19 protein-coding genes are annotated in these 18,151 nt (G+C 34.6%); 13 read left to right on the plus strand and 6 right to left on the minus strand.

All coding sequences use genetic code 11. From position 1 onward, the window contains the following. Nucleotides 1–33: 33 nt before the first annotated feature. Nucleotides 34–951, minus strand: a complete 918-nt coding sequence (locus tag UMM65_RS02615; RefSeq protein ID WP_415859548.1) for an EamA family transporter — start codon at nucleotides 949–951, stop codon at nucleotides 34–36. 269 nt (nucleotides 952–1,220) lie between these two features. On the opposite strand from UMM65_RS02615, the gene UMM65_RS02620 reads away from it, so the two are divergent. Then, nucleotides 1,221–2,057, plus strand: coding sequence for an OmpA family protein (locus tag UMM65_RS02620; protein ID WP_321974914.1), 837 nt, complete (start codon nucleotides 1,221–1,223; stop codon nucleotides 2,055–2,057). 80 nt (nucleotides 2,058–2,137) lie between these two features. On the opposite strand, the gene UMM65_RS02625 is transcribed toward UMM65_RS02620, so the two are convergent. The 3 genes from UMM65_RS02625 to UMM65_RS02635 all read right to left on the minus strand — a co-directional run bounded on the left by UMM65_RS02625 (nucleotide 2,138) and on the right by UMM65_RS02635 (nucleotide 5,061). Next, nucleotides 2,138–2,575 (minus strand): cold-shock protein, encoded by a 438-nt coding sequence (locus UMM65_RS02625; RefSeq protein WP_321974915.1) that lies wholly within the window; start codon nucleotides 2,573–2,575, stop codon nucleotides 2,138–2,140. Nucleotides 2,576–2,662: 87 nt separating this feature from the next. Beyond that, nucleotides 2,663–3,655 carry a UDP-3-O-(3-hydroxymyristoyl)glucosamine N-acyltransferase gene (gene lpxD / locus UMM65_RS02630; RefSeq protein WP_321974916.1) on the minus strand — a complete coding sequence of 331 codons (993 nt, stop codon included), beginning with the start codon at nucleotides 3,653–3,655 and terminating at the stop codon, nucleotides 2,663–2,665. 137 nt (nucleotides 3,656–3,792) lie between these two features. Further along, nucleotides 3,793–5,061, minus strand: a complete 1,269-nt coding sequence (locus tag UMM65_RS02635; protein WP_321974917.1) for an MFS transporter — start codon at nucleotides 5,059–5,061, stop codon at nucleotides 3,793–3,795. 224 nt (nucleotides 5,062–5,285) lie between these two features. Here UMM65_RS02635 and UMM65_RS02640 point away from each other — a divergent pair, with 224 nt between their 5' ends. The 4 genes from UMM65_RS02640 to UMM65_RS02655 are packed head-to-tail and all read left to right on the plus strand — an operon-like array spanning nucleotide 5,286 to nucleotide 8,477. After that, a complete protein-coding gene (locus UMM65_RS02640; RefSeq protein ID WP_321974918.1) occupies nucleotides 5,286–5,546 on the plus strand; it encodes a heavy-metal-associated domain-containing protein in 261 nt (86 codons plus the stop codon). Between the two features lie 55 nt (nucleotides 5,547–5,601). Then, a complete protein-coding gene (locus UMM65_RS02645; RefSeq protein WP_321974919.1) occupies nucleotides 5,602–7,677 on the plus strand; it encodes a S9 family peptidase in 2,076 nt (691 codons plus the stop codon). Between the two features lies 1 nt (nucleotide 7,678). After that, nucleotides 7,679–8,158 carry a hypothetical protein gene (locus UMM65_RS02650; protein ID WP_321974920.1) on the plus strand — a complete coding sequence of 160 codons (480 nt, stop codon included), beginning with the start codon at nucleotides 7,679–7,681 and terminating at the stop codon, nucleotides 8,156–8,158. Continuing rightward, nucleotides 8,148–8,477 carry a hypothetical protein gene (locus UMM65_RS02655; protein WP_321974921.1) on the plus strand — a complete coding sequence of 110 codons (330 nt, stop codon included), beginning with the start codon at nucleotides 8,148–8,150 and terminating at the stop codon, nucleotides 8,475–8,477. Before UMM65_RS02650 ends, UMM65_RS02655 begins: the two co-directional genes overlap by 11 nt. 7 nt (nucleotides 8,478–8,484) lie before the next feature. Here the strand turns inward: UMM65_RS02655 and UMM65_RS02660 are convergent, their stop codons facing one another. After that, on the minus strand, nucleotides 8,485–9,084 hold the full coding sequence (locus tag UMM65_RS02660; protein ID WP_321974922.1) for a non-canonical purine NTP diphosphatase: 600 nt from the start codon (nucleotides 9,082–9,084) through the stop codon (nucleotides 8,485–8,487). 457 nt (nucleotides 9,085–9,541) lie between these two features. Between UMM65_RS02660 and ppgK the strand changes: the two genes are divergently transcribed. From ppgK to UMM65_RS02700, 8 genes are all read left to right on the plus strand, one after another. Then, nucleotides 9,542–10,282, plus strand: a complete 741-nt coding sequence (gene ppgK, locus UMM65_RS02665) for a polyphosphate--glucose phosphotransferase (RefSeq protein WP_321974923.1) — start codon at nucleotides 9,542–9,544, stop codon at nucleotides 10,280–10,282. A 10-nt stretch (nucleotides 10,283–10,292) separates the two neighbouring features. Then, nucleotides 10,293–11,495, plus strand: coding sequence for an SH3 domain-containing C40 family peptidase (locus UMM65_RS02670; RefSeq protein ID WP_321974924.1), 1,203 nt, complete (start codon nucleotides 10,293–10,295; stop codon nucleotides 11,493–11,495). 2 nt (nucleotides 11,496–11,497) lie between these two features. Next, entirely contained in the window at nucleotides 11,498–11,830 is a 333-nt protein-coding gene (locus UMM65_RS02675) for a hypothetical protein (protein ID WP_321974925.1), read from the plus strand. Nucleotides 11,831–11,928: 98 nt separating this feature from the next. Continuing rightward, nucleotides 11,929–12,120, plus strand: coding sequence for a cold-shock protein (locus UMM65_RS02680; protein WP_321974926.1), 192 nt, complete (start codon nucleotides 11,929–11,931; stop codon nucleotides 12,118–12,120). Nucleotides 12,121–12,216: 96 nt separating this feature from the next. After that, nucleotides 12,217–13,587, plus strand: a complete 1,371-nt coding sequence (locus UMM65_RS02685; protein WP_321974927.1) for a 3-keto-disaccharide hydrolase — start codon at nucleotides 12,217–12,219, stop codon at nucleotides 13,585–13,587. Between the two features lie 147 nt (nucleotides 13,588–13,734). Beyond that, the gene (locus tag UMM65_RS02690; RefSeq protein ID WP_321974928.1) at nucleotides 13,735–15,063 is read left to right on the plus strand and encodes a Gfo/Idh/MocA family oxidoreductase; all 1,329 of its coding nucleotides are present in this window, start codon (nucleotides 13,735–13,737) and stop codon (nucleotides 15,061–15,063) included. A 186-nt stretch (nucleotides 15,064–15,249) separates the two neighbouring features. Further along, entirely contained in the window at nucleotides 15,250–16,092 is an 843-nt protein-coding gene (locus UMM65_RS02695; RefSeq protein WP_321974929.1) for a hypothetical protein, read from the plus strand. Between the two features lie 259 nt (nucleotides 16,093–16,351). Beyond that, on the plus strand, nucleotides 16,352–16,912 hold the full coding sequence (locus tag UMM65_RS02700; protein WP_321974930.1) for a sugar O-acetyltransferase: 561 nt from the start codon (nucleotides 16,352–16,354) through the stop codon (nucleotides 16,910–16,912). 70 nt (nucleotides 16,913–16,982) lie between these two features. Here UMM65_RS02700 and hppD read toward each other — a convergent pair whose 3' ends face one another. Next, nucleotides 16,983–18,143, minus strand: a complete 1,161-nt coding sequence (gene hppD, locus UMM65_RS02705; RefSeq protein ID WP_321974931.1) for a 4-hydroxyphenylpyruvate dioxygenase — start codon at nucleotides 18,141–18,143, stop codon at nucleotides 16,983–16,985. Nucleotides 18,144–18,151 lie beyond the last annotated feature (8 nt).

Genomic DNA, 18,151 nt, shown 5'->3' on the forward strand with positions numbered 1-18,151 from the left:
ATAAAGTAAAATTACACTAATTTTAATAGCGTTCTACTTTTTAAACCTAGAATAAACGGTCAGTTTTTTTGTAGTATTGATAAAATACACACCCGTTAAAAGGACTATGGCAGCAACAATGGACTGTGTAGTGATTTGCTCATCCAAAAAATACCAGCCCAATGCTAAAGCAATTATAGGATTAACGTAAGTAGAAGTTGCCACTTTTTCTGGAGATACCGATTTTAATAGATAATTAAAAGAGGTAAAAGCTACAATACTGCCAAGAGTAATCAAAATTATCATTGAGAATTGGACTTTACCGCTCCATTCCAATGGATTTGACCATTGTTCACCAAACAAAAAACTAGCAATAAGCAACATAACTCCACCGGTAAACATCTGATAACCCGTATTCACAAAAAAGTTTGTTGGTAAATCGGCCTTACCCACAAATATACTTCCATATCCCCAACTTACCATACAAGCAAAAATCATTATTAGGCCTATAATAGAGTTTTCGTTATTAATAATCTCTTTTTGGCTTACCAATAGATACATGCCGACCATACCCAAGATGATTCCAACAATAGACATCGGCTGGATTTTCTTTTTTTGTATTATCAACATTAGCAAAAGGACTACTAAAGGCTGTGCCGAAATTTCCAAAGCTGCAAAACCGCTATCAACATATTTTAGTGCCCAAACCACTACTCCATTGCCAAAGGTTAAAAATAGAAAACCGGCAATAACCGTATTCTTAAATTGCTTTCGGGTTATTTTAATTGAGATACCCATGATTTTGGCTATTAAAAAGATAAGTAAACTAGCAATGATAAATCGTATAGCCGCCAACTTAAAAGGAGGTAGTTCGGTTACTGCAATTTTATTCAATAAATACGTGGAACCCCATATAACATAAATAGAAAAAAAAGCTAATACTATAAGGGTTGATTTACGTGATATAGGCATTGGTCTAATTAATTCGGCAATAAAATTATACATTAATTTTATAATGAATCCATTTTCTTAAGCAATTAATTGAGAATGAGAAAAAAATACACACAAAAATTAGTGTTATCAACTTAAATAAAGAAAAAGCACTGTATATTAACAAGTTGACTTTTGATATGTTTTTGATAAATCTTTATGATTATAATTGTTTAATTCATAGTTTATTATAAATTTGCACCTACAAAAAACACGAGTTAAACTCTAAATTAAATTAAAAACATTAAATTATGAGAAAAGTATCAGTATTAGTATTGACAATGGTTCTGTTGTCTGCATGTGTATCAAAAAAGAAATATGTTGCACTTGAACAAGACAGGGATCAAATTAAAGGCGAATTGCATAAAACCGCAGTTGCCAAAGAAGAATTAGAAGCAAAATTCGCTGCTATTGAAGCAAAAGTTGACGCTTACAATGCGAAAATCAACGCTCTTAAAGCGGACAATGACGCAAAATTAACTACTTCTGATGGAAGTGTTATTTCTAATGACGCTAAAAAATCAATGAGAGCTACTATCGCTAAAATGGATGCGGCAGCAGTAGAAGGAGCCAAAACATTAAAAGATTCTATGAACCTAGCTGTTGCTTATAATTTAAAGCAAACTATGGCAGGTAGTGAATTGAGCGAAGATTCTAACGGTGAGGTTGATATTAACATTAACGAAACTGTGGTAATGATTACTATCGCTGACAATTTATTATTCAGAACTGCTAGTTATAGAATGAGCAACAAAGCTGATGGCGTTTTGCAAAAAATCGCAGATCTTTTAAAATCTGAGCCTAGTTTAGATTTAATGGTTGAAGGTCATACAGATTCTAGAACAATCAATACAGGGGCTATTAAAGATAACTGGGATTTAAGTGTATTGCGTGCTACTTCAATTGTGAGAAGAATGCAAGATAAATTTGACATTGATCCTGCTAGATTAATCGCTTCTGGTAGAAGTAGTTTTCAACCTGTAGCTGAGAACGATTCAAAAGAAAATAGAGCAAAAAACAGAAGAACTCGTATCGTTATTATGCCAAATATCCATAAATTCTTTGCTTTGATGGCTGATAAAAGTTAATCCTTTATTAAAATATAATTGCATAAAAAATGCCCGATGAAAATTCATCAGGCATTTTTTTATACTGTAAACTAAAAGGATTACTGCTTTTTAACTCTAACCGCGTTTAACCCTTTTTGTCCTTTTTCAAGTTCAAAAATTACTTTATCGTTTTCTTGAATATCATCAAGTAAGCCACTTACGTGTACAAAGTACTTTTCATTGTTTTCCATATCGATAATAAATCCGAAACCTTTTTTGTCATCGTAGAAATTTACTTTACCATTTCTAATAGGATCTTCCTCTTCATAATCTTCTTTTTTAGGTACACCAACGACTATATCCTCGGCATCTACCTTAATCTTTTTTGATGGATCTGGAGGTGTATCGGTCAATTGTCCAAATTGATCAACATATACAAAAGTATCGTCTTTTTCACCTGCTTTACGGGCTTCTTTACGTTTTCTTTTTTCTTCGCGTTTTTTTAATCTCTTTTTTTCTCGTTCTTTTTTACCAAATGTTTCTTGTGCTCTTGCCATTCTTTATCTTAAAACTGTTTTAATGCTTTTATAAGCTGTTATCCCACAAAGGTAGTGATTTTATGGGACATTAATTTTATTTTCTAATTATTGCTTTGCCAACTTACGCAATGCAACCCATTGCTTTAGCATTTCTCTAGAATCGGTTGCTGGATAACCGAGCATTGTTTTACCAGCTTCCACATCACCCATTACGCCTGATCCGGCACCAATAGTAGCTCCGGAGTGTATGGTTGTATGGTCTTTAATGGAAGCACTTCCGCCAATTACAACACCATCGCCCAAAGTGACCGAACCTGCCAAACCGCTATGACCAGCCATTATGCAAGACCTACCCATTACACAATTATGGGCGATTTGCACTAAATTATCAATTTTACATCCATCGCCAATAATGGTAGAGCTAAATTTACCACGATCAACACAGCTATTTGCACCAATTTCTACTCCATTGCCGATTATAACATTACCGATTTGGGGAATTTTAACCAATCCTCTGCCGTCATCACTAGGTCTGTACCCAAACCCATCGGCACCAATACTCACATTAGTATGAAAAATACAATAACTACCAATTTCGGTACGCTCTCTTATTACGGTACCCGACCAAACAACGGTATGTTGTCCGATACTTGTTTCATCCATTACAGTAACATTTGGATACAAAATTACACCATCTGCCAGTACAACATCTTTACCTACATAACATCCTGCTCCTATTTTACATCCCTTTCCCAATTTTGCTGTTTTATGAATAACCGCCGTTGGATGGATTTCTTGCTCAAATTCTGGTGGTGGCGGATTAAAAACTTCCAATAATTTAGCCATTGCCAAATCGGCATTTTTCACTTTTATCAATGCACGATTTTCGCTAGGTTCAACGGAGAATTTCTCATTAACTATAGCCGCAGATGCCTTGGAATCGCTCCAAAACTTAATATATTTTGTACTGCCTATAAAAGTTATGTGATGCGGTTCTGCTTTATTCAGTTGTTCAGGGCCTGAAATTTTTGAAGTTGTATTTCCTACAAGTTCTCCGTCGAGAATATTGTTTATTTCTTGAATAGTGTATGATTTCATAGACAATTTTAGTTTTTTTTTGATTTGGTTGATAAATATAGAATTAAATTTTGGATATATTTTTGGTGCTGTTATGGGGTCTTAGCTATTTAAAAAACCCTACAAGGTTTTTGAAACCTTGCGGGATGATACTATTTTCAATCCTCCTTTTCATGTGCTTCAATATCTTTTCGCAAATCGAGTCTTCTCAATTTAGGGAAAAATGCCCCAGTCATAATAACTGTGAGTAAGGTCATTCCCCCTCCAAAAACTACTGCCGTAACTGTACCCATTAATTTTGCTGTCAGTCCACTTTCAAATGCTCCCAATTCGTTGCTAGACCCTACAAACATAGAATTTACAGAAGCAACTCTTCCTCTCATATGGTCTGGAGTTTTTAATTGTAAAATGGTTTGTCTAATAATCATTGAAATACCATCGGTTACACCACTTAAAAATAGTGCAAATACCGAAATCCAAAACCAAGAGGATAAACCGAAAACGATTATACAGATTCCAAAACCGAAAATTGCAGCCAGTAATTTCATTCCTGCATTTTTATTTAATGGAAAATAAGCCGAGGTAAACATAATTAGTAATGCCCCTACTGCTGGGGAAGCTCTTAAAATTCCGAAGCCTTCCGAGCCTACTTTTAAAATATCTTGGGCATAAATAGGCAACAACGCTACCGCTCCACCAAATAAAACCGCAATCATATCCAAGGTTATGGCACCTAAAATCACTTTGGTTTTATATACAAATTTCACCCCTTCTTTTAAGCTTTTAAATACGTTTTCGCCTATTTTGGGATTTAATATTGGTTTTTTGGAAATAAATGAAAGGCTAATTAGAGCCATTAGTGAAAATGCAAAAACCAAGCATAACGACCAGTGTACACCAATCCAATTAATTGAAAATCCTGCCAAAGCAGGACCTAAAACCACACCCATTTGCCAGACAGAACTGCTCCATGTAGCAGCGTTAGGGTATATTTTTTTGGGAACGATCAAAGCGAATAATGAAAAAACGGTCGGCCCTAAAAATGCACGGATAATTCCACCTAAAAAAACCAAAAAGTAAATAGAGTATAAAATTTTATTGGATGACCAACCCACTACAACTTCTGGCCATGTTAACAGAAATAAGCCAAAACTAATAACCGAAAACGCCAATAAGCACTTTATTAATAATCCTTTTTTCTCTTTTTGATCGACAATATGCCCTGCAAAAAGAGCTAAAGAAACTGCTGGAATTACCTCCATTAATCCAATAATTCCCAACGAGAGTGGATCTTTGGTTAAACTATATACCTGCCATTCAATTACTACAAATTGCATAGACCAGGCAAAAACCATTGCAAACCGCATTACCAAAAATATATTAAACTCTTTAAATCGTAATGCCGCGTAAGGATCGTTTTTTTGCATAGATGTGTACTAGTCCTCTTTATCTTGGGCTTGCGGCAAAATACTTCCAGTCAAAGAGTAAAAAATTAGAAAAAGTAGCCAAAGAGATTGTTTTTTCATGATTTTGTTGGTTTTGTAGCCGTTGATTGGTAAAAGTAATAAAAATATATTGAAGGTATTTTACCATATTTTTGAAAAATCGTTATAATTTTTTACCTTTATTATGAAAAATTAAAATCAAAATTATGAGCTTTTTATCTGAAAATATAATACCGGGAAACCACGGAAAAGTATTTGGTACAGATGCCAAAAGAAGTGTCGATCTGAATAAAATGAGATTGGCTGTTCTTGAAATTGATGGTATCAAGGATTTTCTGTTCGATCTGGAAAAATTCCCCTCGGAATTTACAGTGCACACTTCAAAAGTTGTGAAAATAGAAACCATTCAAAATGTAGTGAAAAAATTGGGTTTTCATGCCATTCCTAAAGTTTTGTTTGAACTTTAAAGATTTGATTACCTTTATGGCCATTATTAAAATCAATAAAAAATCTTATCCCTTTATGAAATATTTACATCTTTTTAAAAAGCTAATACTTATTTTATTGACTTTTAACGTCAGTTTTTCCTATGCCCAAGACAAACTCAAAAACATGCCTGGTTATGAGCGATATTCAGAAATTGCCCCACAAATTAGAAGTTCTGTTAAAAGTGGTGCTATAAATGCAGAATGGCATCCTAATGGAAATAATTTTGAATATAACAAAGACGGGAAACGATTTTTATACGATATAACAATACATGAAAAAAATGAAATTGGAAATGCCGTAATTCCCGACTGGAGAGCCAGATGGGCAAACCGACCACAACGCGGCAGGCAATATGCTTCTGAGGATTCTCCTGACGGAAAATTAAAAGCATTTACCAAAGACAGGAATATGTATTTGAGCGATGCTGATGGAAATAATGTAGTTGCGATTACTACTGAAGGCAATGACGAAAATCAAATAAAATACGGAATTGCTACTTGGGTTTATGGCGAGGAATTGGATCAAAATACTGCCATGTGGTGGTCACCTGATAGTAAAAAAATAGCTTTTTACCGCTTTGATGAAAAAGAAGCGAAAAAATACTACGTGCTATACAACCAAACAAAAATTCAAGATTCTGTTGAGATTGAAGCTTATCCAAAAGTAGGTGCTAAAAACTTACCTGTTGACTTGATCTTGTATGACTTAGATTCCAAAAAAATGATTACGCTAGATACCCGGGATGGAAAACCCTACAATGATGGTGATTTAGGCACGTATTTATATGATATTTCTTGGACTCCTGACGGAAAAGAACTCATGTACCATAGTACCAATAGAAAGCAAAATATTATGGAATTAAGAGCGGCAGACCCCGTTACTGGTAAAAGTCGCACCATTGTTCGTGAAGAGTGGTTGCCGAGCTTTACTGTAAATTCCCCCGAAATGTACATTTTAAAAGACGGAAAGCGTTTTATTTGGGCATCTGAACGTAGCGGATTCAATAACTATTATCTATATGATTTTAACGGAAAACTACTCAAAACCTTGACCAATCATAATTTTGAAGTTTCCAGCATAGTTGATGTTGACGAAAAAAAAGGCATTTTATTTTATATGGCACGGAGCGGTGATAACCACATGAAAATGCAGTTGCACAAAGTAAAATTAAACGGAAAAGGAGATGTTCGATTGACCGATCCTGCCTTTAATCACGATGTTAGTATTTCACCTAATTTCAAATATATTATTGATGTTTCTCAAACGCATAATATTCCGCCTTTTACTAATTTATTAAACTCAAGAGGTAAAATTATCAAAGAGTTATATAAAAGCGACTTGGGTAAATTTGAGGAGCTGGGACTTAAAAAAGTAGAAGTATTTACCTTTACTTCTGCTGACGGTGAAACCCAATTGCACGGTATGTTGCATTTTCCGTCAAATTTTGATCCCAATAAAAAATACCCGTTGTTATTGAGCAATTATGGTGGTCCAGCAACCAATGCGTTTCGGGAAAACTTTAGAACGCCCGATCCGTTAACAGAATATGGGTTTTTAGTCGCCAATATAGATGGGAGAAATGTCCGCGGTCGTGGTAAAAAATTATTAGATCAGTTGTATGGTAATTTAACAATTGTAGAGCAAGATGATTTTGCCGAAGGTATAAAATCTTTATATGACAGACCTTATTTTGATAAAAACCGCGTTGGTGCTTTTGGAACTTCTTATGGTGGTACAACGGCTGCGGCTAGTTTGTTGCGTTTTCCAGAAGTGTATCACGCGGCTGTGGCAAATTCCGCGGTAACCGACTGGAGAAATTATGACAATATTTACACCGAGCGTTTTATGAATACCTTAGAGGATAATAAGGCTGGATATGATGCTGCAAGTTTAATGACCTATGCCCCTAACCTTAAAGGTGAATTGATGATATTTTTTGGCACCAGCGACAACAATGTGCATCCTGCAAATTCCTTGCAATTGATACAAGCTTTACAAAAAGCTGGTAAAAGCCATGAAGTGCAAATAGGTCCCGACCAAGGCCACACCCGTGTTAATGTGGATAGAATGATGGAGTTTTTTATTGAGCATTTGGTGATGGGGAAATAAAATGTCGAACAAAAATTTTGAAATAAAGCAAGGTGTCCTTTGGATAAATATCAGTCGAGCCATATTTTTAGGATGGATAATTTTTGCGGCGATACAATATGAGCGTAATCCATTTTTTTTCGGGTTAACTATTGCCGTTGCTTTTTTATTAATTCTCCAGATGCCAAGGAAAAGTTTAGAGTTATCGAACAAAAGTATTCTATTAAAAGAGAATAGAATTTTACCACTACTAAACTCAGAAACTGAAATACCAATTAATCAGCTAGAAGGAATCAAATTCGAAAAAGGAGAATGGAGTTTATCAAGGTTTATTTTAGATTTTATAGGTCCAGGAAATATTGGTTTTTTTGGTAAAAAGCCCAGTTATCTATCATACAAACTGAAAAATGAGGATTGGATTCAAAAGGAAGCGATTGGTTCTCCTGAAGAAAATGAAAAGTTGATAATTCTAGTAGAGAAATTAAAGACAAATGAGAACTGAAGATTATAAAAGAATTATTCAAAATAAAAGCGTATTAGGTTTTTCAATCTTAAGTGAAACTAAAAAGCAACTTAAAAAAATTGGATTAGCTGAAATTGAAAGAATTCTTATAGAAAATAAAATAGCAAAACCAAAATTACATAATATACCTGATGATATATACACAGATTTTTACTTTGTTGATTCAGAAGAACAACATATTGATTTAATTATTTCCATATTTGGAGATTTAGAGGCTACTAATCTTGGAGAAAATTATGTAACAACACCCCAATCCAGTTTTTATGGGAATATTCTTGATAAATGGAATGGATTGTAAAATATGATTAACACAATTTCGATAAAATAAAACTATTTTTCAAAAACCGCATCAGCTTCTTAACAGCCTTCCCCCGATGACTAATAACCCCTTTTTCTTCTAAAGACATTTCAGCAAAAGACTTGTCATAACCTTCAGGTTTAAAGATGGGGTCATAGCCAAAACCATCGTTTCCTTGTTGGTTTTTTAGAATTTCACCTTTACAAATTCCCTCAAAAATATGCTGCTCTCCTTTTAAATTCAATACGATAACAGTTTTAAATTGAGCCGTTCTATCTTTCTTGCTTTTTAAATTAGTTAATAATTTAGCCATATTTGCCACGGCATTATTTGCGGGCCCTGCATATCTGGCAGAATATACTCCAGGCTCACCATTTAAAGCATTTACTTCCAATCCCGTGTCATCCGCAAAGCAATCGTAGCCATAAGTTTGGGTGATATAATCTGCTTTGAGTTGTGCATTTCCAAGCAGTGTGTCGGCGGTTTCTAAAATTTCTTCGTTACAATTAATATCCGAAAGACTTAACAATTTAATGCTTTTAGGCATTAACTGCTGTACTTCTTTTAGTTTATTTAAATTATGGGTTGCAAAAACAATTTTTGTCATAACTACAAAGTTAACAAGGTCAAAATCAAAATGTAGTAGAAATGCCACAAATTCACTAATTTATGCTTCAATGTATTCACCAAAATAGATTAAACACTAATTTTTAAAAAAAATCTAAAGATTTTTTATTCGTGATAATTGTGCTATTACCTAGTTTTTAGCTTTATTCGTGCATTAGTGGCAGAGCTAATTTCAATTTCATTTTTTTAATCGTCACAAAATTAAGAAAAGCAATTGAGCCGAGTGTGATAATTGCTAAATTCACTCACTATTTTCACTCTTCTTTTTCCTTTCTGTATCGTTAAACTTCTTAATCATAGCATTGCTATGCTTGTAAATTTTGCCTAACATAAAGGAAAGATAGAAGCAAAAATTTAGCAACCTAATTTATCAATAATCACACGAGGTTTGTGTAATCCAACAATTATTAGCAATTTTATATCCTCAAACAAATTTTATGGAAATACTAGGTATAGATGTTGGCGGTACAGGAATTAAAGGAGCAATCGTAAACATAAAAACAGGAGAGTTGGTGTCCGAAAAACATCGAATTCCCACACCAAAAGGTGCAAAACCAGATGATGTAGCCGATGAAATTGCTGCCATGGTCAAACATTTTGATTGGAAAGGTGAGGTTGGTTGCGGATTTCCATCGATTATTACCCATGGTAAAGTATTATCTGCCAGTAACATCCATAAAAGTTGGAAAGGTTTACAAGCAGATGATCTATTTTCGAAACGGACAGGGTTGGAATTTCATATTGTTAATGATGCCGATGCCGCCGGTTTAGCGGCCATGACTTTTGGAGCAGGGAAAGACAAAGATGGATTGGTAATAATGATTACTATTGGCACCGGTTTGGGTTCGGGTATGTTTTATAATGGGGTACTGGTCCCAAATATTGAATTGGGTACCGTTCCGTATAAAAAATATAAGTATTTTGAGCATTATGCTTCTAATTCCGCTCGTAAACGTGATGATTTATCATATAAAAAATGGGGAAAACGCTTTAATGAATTTCTTAAGTTTGTAGAATTCCTTGCTTCTCCTGATTTAATTATTTTAGGTGGTGGTGCCAGTAAAAAAATTGATAAGTTTAAAGCACAATTTACTGTCAACGTACCAGTGGTAGCCTCGGAGTTTGAAAATGAGGCGGGAATTGTTGGTGCAGCAATAGCAGCTTCAAGAAAATTGTAAAACTTAGAATATGAAACTTCACAATTATATTTACTTAGTTTTAATCTGCAGTTTAATCATCTTTGCTTCGTGCAAAAATGAAACCGAAAAAATTGAAGAGAATCCTTTAAAAAAGCAAATTGCTTTAGTTAAAGATGAATTTGCCCCCGATAAACGTGTGGCTTTATTCGATATTAATTCGGTAAAAAATAATAATCAGATTATCCTCAAAGGTACTTCCAACTTACCCGAGGCCGTTAACACCTTAAAAGAGAATCTGAAAAACGAAAAAATTGCTTTTGTAGATAGCGTTCAACTTTACCCAGATGCAACTTTAGGGGGAAAAACAAAAGCCGTAGTAAAAATATCTGTTGCCAATTTAAGAAGTAATCCAAAACATTCTGCCGAATTATCCACACAGGCCACATTGGGTACACCGTTAAATGTATTTACAAAAGAAGACAATTGGTATTTAGTTCAAACACCCGATAAATATTTGGCTTGGGTAGATAGTGGCGGTATTGAATTGATGAACGATGAAGAATTTGCAACTTGGAAATTGGCAGATAAAATTATATTTTTGAACACTTACGGGCAGTCTTTTAAAAACGTTAGTAAGTTTACTGAAGTTGTTTCTGATTTAGTGGCAGGAAATATTTTAGAGGTTATTGAAAAAGTTGGACTATTTTACAAAGTTAAATATCCAGATGGTAGAATTGCATTTGTTGAACAAAGTAAAACAATGAAATATAATGATTGGTTGGAGAGTCTAAAACCCACGCAGGAATCGTTGGTAGTCACTTCTAAATCATTAATGGGACTCCCTTATCTATGGGGCGGTACTTCTTCAAAAGGTGTGGACTGTAGTGGCTTCACCAAAACCATTTTCTTTTTAAACGGATTGGTATTGCCAAGAGATGCTTCGCAACAAATTCATACAGGCAAGCTGATTGATGATGATAAAAGTTTTGACAATATGCAACCTGGCGATTTGTTGTTCTTTGGCAAGCCTGCGACTGAAACGACAAAAGAAAGGGTAATACATGTTGGTATGTGGATTGGAAATAATCAATTTATACATTCCGCCGGTCGTGTACATATCAGTACTTTCGACAAAAAATCTCCAGATTTTGATGAATACAACTACAATAGGTATTTACGTACAAAACGAATACTTAACGAGAATGACCCAGCTATTATTGACTTGACAAAAGCCCGAATTTTTAAAGACTAATAATGAAACAAGTCATACCATTCCTGTTCATATTCTTATTTATTGGTTGCAAAACAATCACCAAAGAAGAATACTTAACTAGATCGTGTCAATGTATCGATAACATTGAAACTACTGATAAAACAGAATTAAAGACTGAAATTGCCGATTGCCTTAGCGATCACTTTGTAACTTACATCAAAACAGCCTCAACGGAAATTGAAGCCTATTTAAAGGAACACCCAGACGCTTCTAGACAAGAAGCACAAGATTATCTAGTTAATAAGTTACATATTGAACTTATAGATAATTGTCCTTCTTATAAAAAATCACATCAAAAATTGGATAGTTTGTAAATTAATATTTTGCCCGTAAGTAAAATTAAAAGTTAAAATCCTATTTTTCAATAAAAAACACTATCTTTGCGGCTAATATTAATTTATAATTTTTAAACATGAGTAAAGGAACAGTAAAATTCTTCAATGAATCAAAAGGATTCGGTTTTATAACAGAAGAAGGCTCTAACAAAGAACATTTTGTACACATTTCTGGATTAATCGACGAAGTACGTGAAGGTGATGAGGTTGAATTCGATTTACAGGAAGGTAGAAAAGGACTGAACGCAGTAAATGTAAAAGTGATTTAATATATACCTTTTAATTTTTTTACTTACAAAAGCCTATCAAAATTTGATAGGCTTTTTTTTATTTCCTAACTTTAAGGTTTTAAAATCAACTTCTAAATGAAATACAAATTCAATTCTCTGGTTATTTTTATCTTAAGTATTACTTTTTTAACCAACTGTTCTCAAACTACCAAAGACGACACCCCCTGGATTCAGTTGTTTGACGGTGAAACCTTTCAGGGTTGGACCCAAAAAGGCGGTGAAGCCAATTACACCATAAGAGATGGAATTATTGTTGGAACCACAGTCCACAACACACCAAATTCTTTTATGACAACCGACAAAATGTATGGTGATTTTATACTGGAACTGGATTATAAGGTTGATTCTACCATGAATTCAGGTATCCAAATACGAAGCAACAGTTTTCCGCATTATAGAAATGGGCAAGTTCACGGTTATCAAATAGAAATAGACCCTTCCAAAAGAGCCTGGAGCGGTGGTATTTATGATGAAGGTCGTAGAGGATGGTTAAATCCGTTGACCGATAATCCCAAAGCCCAACAGGCGTTCAAGCAAAACGATTGGAACCATTATCGTATCGAAGCCATTGGAGATACTATAAAAACTTGGATAAACGATGTGCCCGCTGCTTATTTAATTGATGATGTAACAGATAGTGGATTTATAGGATTACAGGTTCATAACATTCCAAAAGAAAATAAAGAAGGTACTGAAATACAATGGAAAAATATTAAAATATTAACGGATAGCCTATCAAAATATAGTAAAGACAGCCCGTTAACACCTATAGTTACAAAAAACAACTTGATTGGAAACCAAGCAAAAGAAGGGTGGCAGTTACTTTGGGATGGTAAAACAACCGATGGGTGGCGTGGAGCCAAACTTAAAACTTTTCCTGAAAAAGGTTGGGTTATTGAAGATGGCGAACTTACCGTTTTAGCCTCTGGAGGTGGTGAGTCAGAAGCCGGTGGAGATATTGTTACCGTAGATAAATATGGTGATTTTGAATTGCAACTTGATTTTAAACTTACTAAGGGTGCAAATAGTGGTATTAAATATTATGTAGATACCGAGCTGAACAAGGGTGCAGGATCTTCTATAGGATTAGAATATCAAATTTTAGATGATGCCAATCATCCTGATGCTAAATTAGGAAACCATGAAGGTAGCCGTACTTTGGCCTCCTTATATGATTTGATTCAAGCCGATCCAAATAAGCCCGTTAACCCAATTGGTGAATGGAATAGTGCAAGAATTATTTCTAAGGACAACCATGTTGAGCATTGGTTAAATGGCATGAAAGTGTTGGAATACGAACGTAAAAGTGGTGATTATCGTAAACTGGTCTCCGAGAGTAAATATGTAGATTGGAAAAACTTTGGAGAAGCCGAAAAAGGACACATTCTATTGCAAGACCATGGTGACCGTGTCTCTTTCAAAAATATTAAAATTAAACCTTTATAAAAACAGTAAGTAGTATTCAGTTGGTTATGTTAAGGGAACAAGGAAAATAGAGAAAAGATAATAGATATTGTTTTCTATGTTCTATTTTCCAATCAAGACGTTACATCTAACAATAAATAATATCAATCATTAATAAATAATACATCAATGACATCAAGAAGAAATTTTATTAAAAAAACAGCTACAGGTGGTGCTGCAATTGCCGTTGGTGGAATGTTACTCCCGAAAATGGGCTACGCGAACATCCTTGGAGCAAATGAACAAATAAACGTTGCCGTTATTGGTGTAAGAAGTAGAGCAAAAGCCCACTGTAAAGCTATCCACGAATATAAAAATGCAAAAATTTTATACAATTGTGATGTCGATGATATTATTATTGAAGAACATAACAAATGGTGTCAAGAAAATATAGGTTATATTCCTAAAGTTGAGAAAGATTTTAGAAAAATATTGGAAGATAAAGATGTAGATGCCGTTTTTATTGCTACGCCCGAGCATTGGCATGCCCCTATGTCCATTATGGCTATGCAAGCGGGTAAACACGTTTATGTTGAAAAGCCTTGTAGTCATAATCCGCATGAAAATGATTTGTTGGTTGCCGCCCAAAAAAAATACAATAAGGTGGTGCAAATGGGTAACCAACAACGGTCGGCAAAAACTTCAATGTTAGCTGTAAAAGAAATCAATGAAGGTATTATTGGTGATGTTTTTAAAGGAGAGGCCTATTATTCAAATAATAGAGGCTCAATTGGTATAGGTAAAGAAATTCCTGTACCCAAAACATTAGATTGGGAGTTGTGGCAAGGTCCAGCACCAAGGGAAAATTATAGGGATAATGTACACCCATATAACTGGCATTGGTTTAAAAATTGGGGAACTGGGGAATTGCATAATAACGGTACACATGAAATTGATATTTGCCGTTGGGCATTGGGTGTAGATTTACCAGAAAGTGTAACTTCTTTCGGTGGAAAATTTACTTTCGATGATGATTTTGAATTTCCTGACAATCAACAAGTTACTTATCAATTTAAAAACGATAAAACAATCACTTGGACTGGACACAGTAGAGGGTTAATTCAACCTCAACAACCTGGCAGAGGAGCTACAATATACGGTAGTAAAGGTGTAATTACCTTAAGCAGAAATTCTTATGAACTATACGGGTTAGATGGTAAATTAATAACACAGCACAAAGAGGAAAATACTAGTGCAACAACCAATACCATGGGTGAAGGCGATTTGGACAAATCGCATATTGCAAACTTTTTTGATGCCATACGTAAAAACGAAAAACAGAACGCCCCTATTTCAGATGCTGCTATTACCACCATGTTATGCCATTTAGGCAATATAGCCCAAGATGTAAAACGTACTATTCATATTGACACTAAAACAGGAAAAGTTAAAGATGATGCAGAAGCTATGAAACATTGGAAACGTGAATATGAAAAAGGCTGGGAACCTGTTTTGTAATAAGGTGTGTTCAAAGTAATAGCCGCTATTTGTGTACAAATGGGTTAGATTACTATGGATATGAGAGTAGTGTTGATTGTTACTTTAATTAACTTATAAATAACAACTCTAGATCACATTCATTTCAAATATATTTATACTTCATTCGTTATTAAGTTATAATATGTATAACTAAATTATAATGTAATGAAAGTGAAAATTTCTATCTTAATTTTTTCAGTTGCACTACTACTTTTCACCTCTTGCGATAGCACAAGTGAAAATACAGATGCACCAAATTTGCCCCCTGAAGGTTCAATGGTAATGGACTTTGAAGATTTTAATAATACTAAAACAAAATCTATTGCAGATTTTAATACCAAACAAGCCGATATCGGAAATTGGTTTTATTCCGCCGCTGTTGTAGGAGTCTGGAATACCGCACTATTTACAACATTAGCTGTCCCTGTAGCTTCGTTTAGAAGTGCCTTTGCTCATCAGGCTGTTTACTTAGGAAATGCCAAATGGCAATGGTCATATACTGTTGATGGATTTGCAAGTCAATACTCAGCTCGTTTAACAGGAGAATTAACTGGTAACGAAGTGCATTGGGAAATGTACGTTGCCAAAAGTGGTATAGGTGCTTTTGATGAATTTATGTGGTTTTCTGGTATTTCTAATACAGATGGTAAAAGTGGCTACTGGTTGTTAAATCATAGTGCAGCTTTTCCAGAAAATATGCTACGTATCGATTGGAAGGTAGAAAATGATGAAATCGGAAATATCAAATATACCTACGTTAGAGACTTAAATGACCAGCGTAATGATGACAAATTTAAGGGTAGTTATATAGTCTATGGCTTACAAACCGGGGATTATGATGCTTTTTATGATGTACACGCCTATGATAATGACAAAAGCACTTTTGTGGATGTGGATATTGAATGGAACAGAACTAATAATAATGGTCGTGTAATGGCATCGTATTATTTTGGCGATGATGATTGGCATTGCTGGAACAGTAAAGGAGAAGATGAAGATTGTAACTGATAAAGTACAATATCTAAATAAAAATAGCCATATTGTTCAAACAATATGGCTATTTTTATGAACTCATCTTGACTTTTCGCATTTAACCGAAAATTAGATAAAATTTGTTCAGATGAGGCACTTTTCGAAAGTCATAGCCCCGAAGCGTCGGGGCTACGGATAAAAAAAGTAACAAAATATGAACAAATTTGAGCCATTTTTTAGGAATTGAAAAAAGTCAAGACGAGTTCTATATCAAACATTTAATAATTATATAGCAATGAAAAGTGAAAAGGAAAAAATGTTAGCTGGTGAACTTTATAATCCCAATGATAAAGAGTTAATAGCAGAGAGGCATAAAGCACGTTTGTTGTTCAGAAAAATCAATCAAATCGCAAATAACGATACAAAGCTTACCAATAATTTGTTTCGAGAACTTTTTGGGAAAGCCGGAAAAGGATTGTTTATTGAACCACCTTTTTACTGTGATTACGGTTATAATATCAAAGTTGGGAATCAGGTTTTTATGAATTATAACTGTTGTATTTTAGATGTAGCTGAAGTCAATATTGGCGATCGGGTCATGTTTGGTCCAAACGTGCAGCTTTATACGGCCACTCACCCACTCGATGCCAAAACCCGTGCTTCTTGGCTAGAATTTGCCAAACCAATAAGCATTGGTAATGATGTTTGGATAGGCGGTGGTGCTATTGTTTGCCCGGGCGTAACCATTGGGAATGGTGCAGTAATTGGTGCTGGTGCAGTTGTTACCAAAGATGTTCCTGATAATGTTTTGGTAGGTGGTAATCCTGCTAAAATCATCAAGGAAATTGAGAATTAAATATTATTTGCCCATTTGGGTATCAATTTCAAAATTAATTGGTATTTGAATAGTTTACATAATAAAAATTCTAAAGCGTTCCTCTATTTGCCTGCTCTCTTTCAATTGCTTCGAATAAGGCCTTAAAATTGCCTACTCCAAAAGATTGTGCTCCTTTACGTTGAATTACTTCGAAAAACATAGTGGGCCTGTCCACAACGGGTTTGGTAAAGAGTTGCAGCAAATACCCTTCTTCGTCCCTATCAATTAATATTCCGTGCTTTTTTAGTACTTCAACATCCTCGTCAATTTTACCAACGCGTTCCAATAAATCGTCATAATAAGTTTCGGGTACGTAAAGAAATTCTACGCCTCTATCACGCATAGCCCCAACGGTTTTTACAATGTCATTGGTTGCCACCGCGATATGTTGTACACCAGGACCATTATAAAAATCTAAATATTCTTCAATTTGTGATTTCTTTTTCCCTTCTGCCGGCTCGTTAATGGGGAATTTTATCCTGCCATTTCCATTGGACATCACTTTACTCATTAATGCCGTATATTCAGTTGAAATATCATCATCAGTAAAAGAAATAATTTGTGCAAATCCCATTACTTTCGCATAAAAATCGCACCATTGCTTCATTTCACCCCAACCCACATTGCCTACCATATGGTCAATAAATTTTAAACCAACCGGTTCAGGGTTATAGTGAGATTCCCATTTTTTATAACCTGGCAAAAAGATGCCTTTATAATTTTTACGTTCAACAAAAATATGAACGGTTTCTCCATAAGTGTAAATCCCTGAGCGGATTACAAATCCGTCTTTGTCTTCTTCTTTGATAGGTTTTAGAAAAGGCTTTGCCCCTCTTTTCGTAGTTTCTTCAAAGGCTTTTGTAGCATCATCTACCCACAAGGCAACTACTTTTACACCATCACCGTGTTTATTGATATGCTCATTGATCACTCCATTTTCTATCAACGAAGTAGTTAATACCAATCTGATTTTATCTTGTTTTAACACATAGGAAACACGATCTTTTATTCCCGTTTCTAATCCAGCAAAAGCTTCTGATTGAAACCCGAACGCAGTTTTATAGAAATGTGCCGATTGCTTTGCATTTCCCACATATAGTTCCACATAATCTGTACCCAATAAGGGCAAAAAGTCTTCGGCATCATTAAAAATTTTTTTAATGCCGTATTCTGTATTTTGTAAATCTGTTAAATTCTTTATATCTGCCATATTATTTT

The sequence above is a fragment of the Aureibaculum koreense genome, assembly GCF_034296135.1.
In the GTDB taxonomy this organism is placed as follows: domain Bacteria; phylum Bacteroidota; class Bacteroidia; order Flavobacteriales; family Flavobacteriaceae; genus Aureibaculum.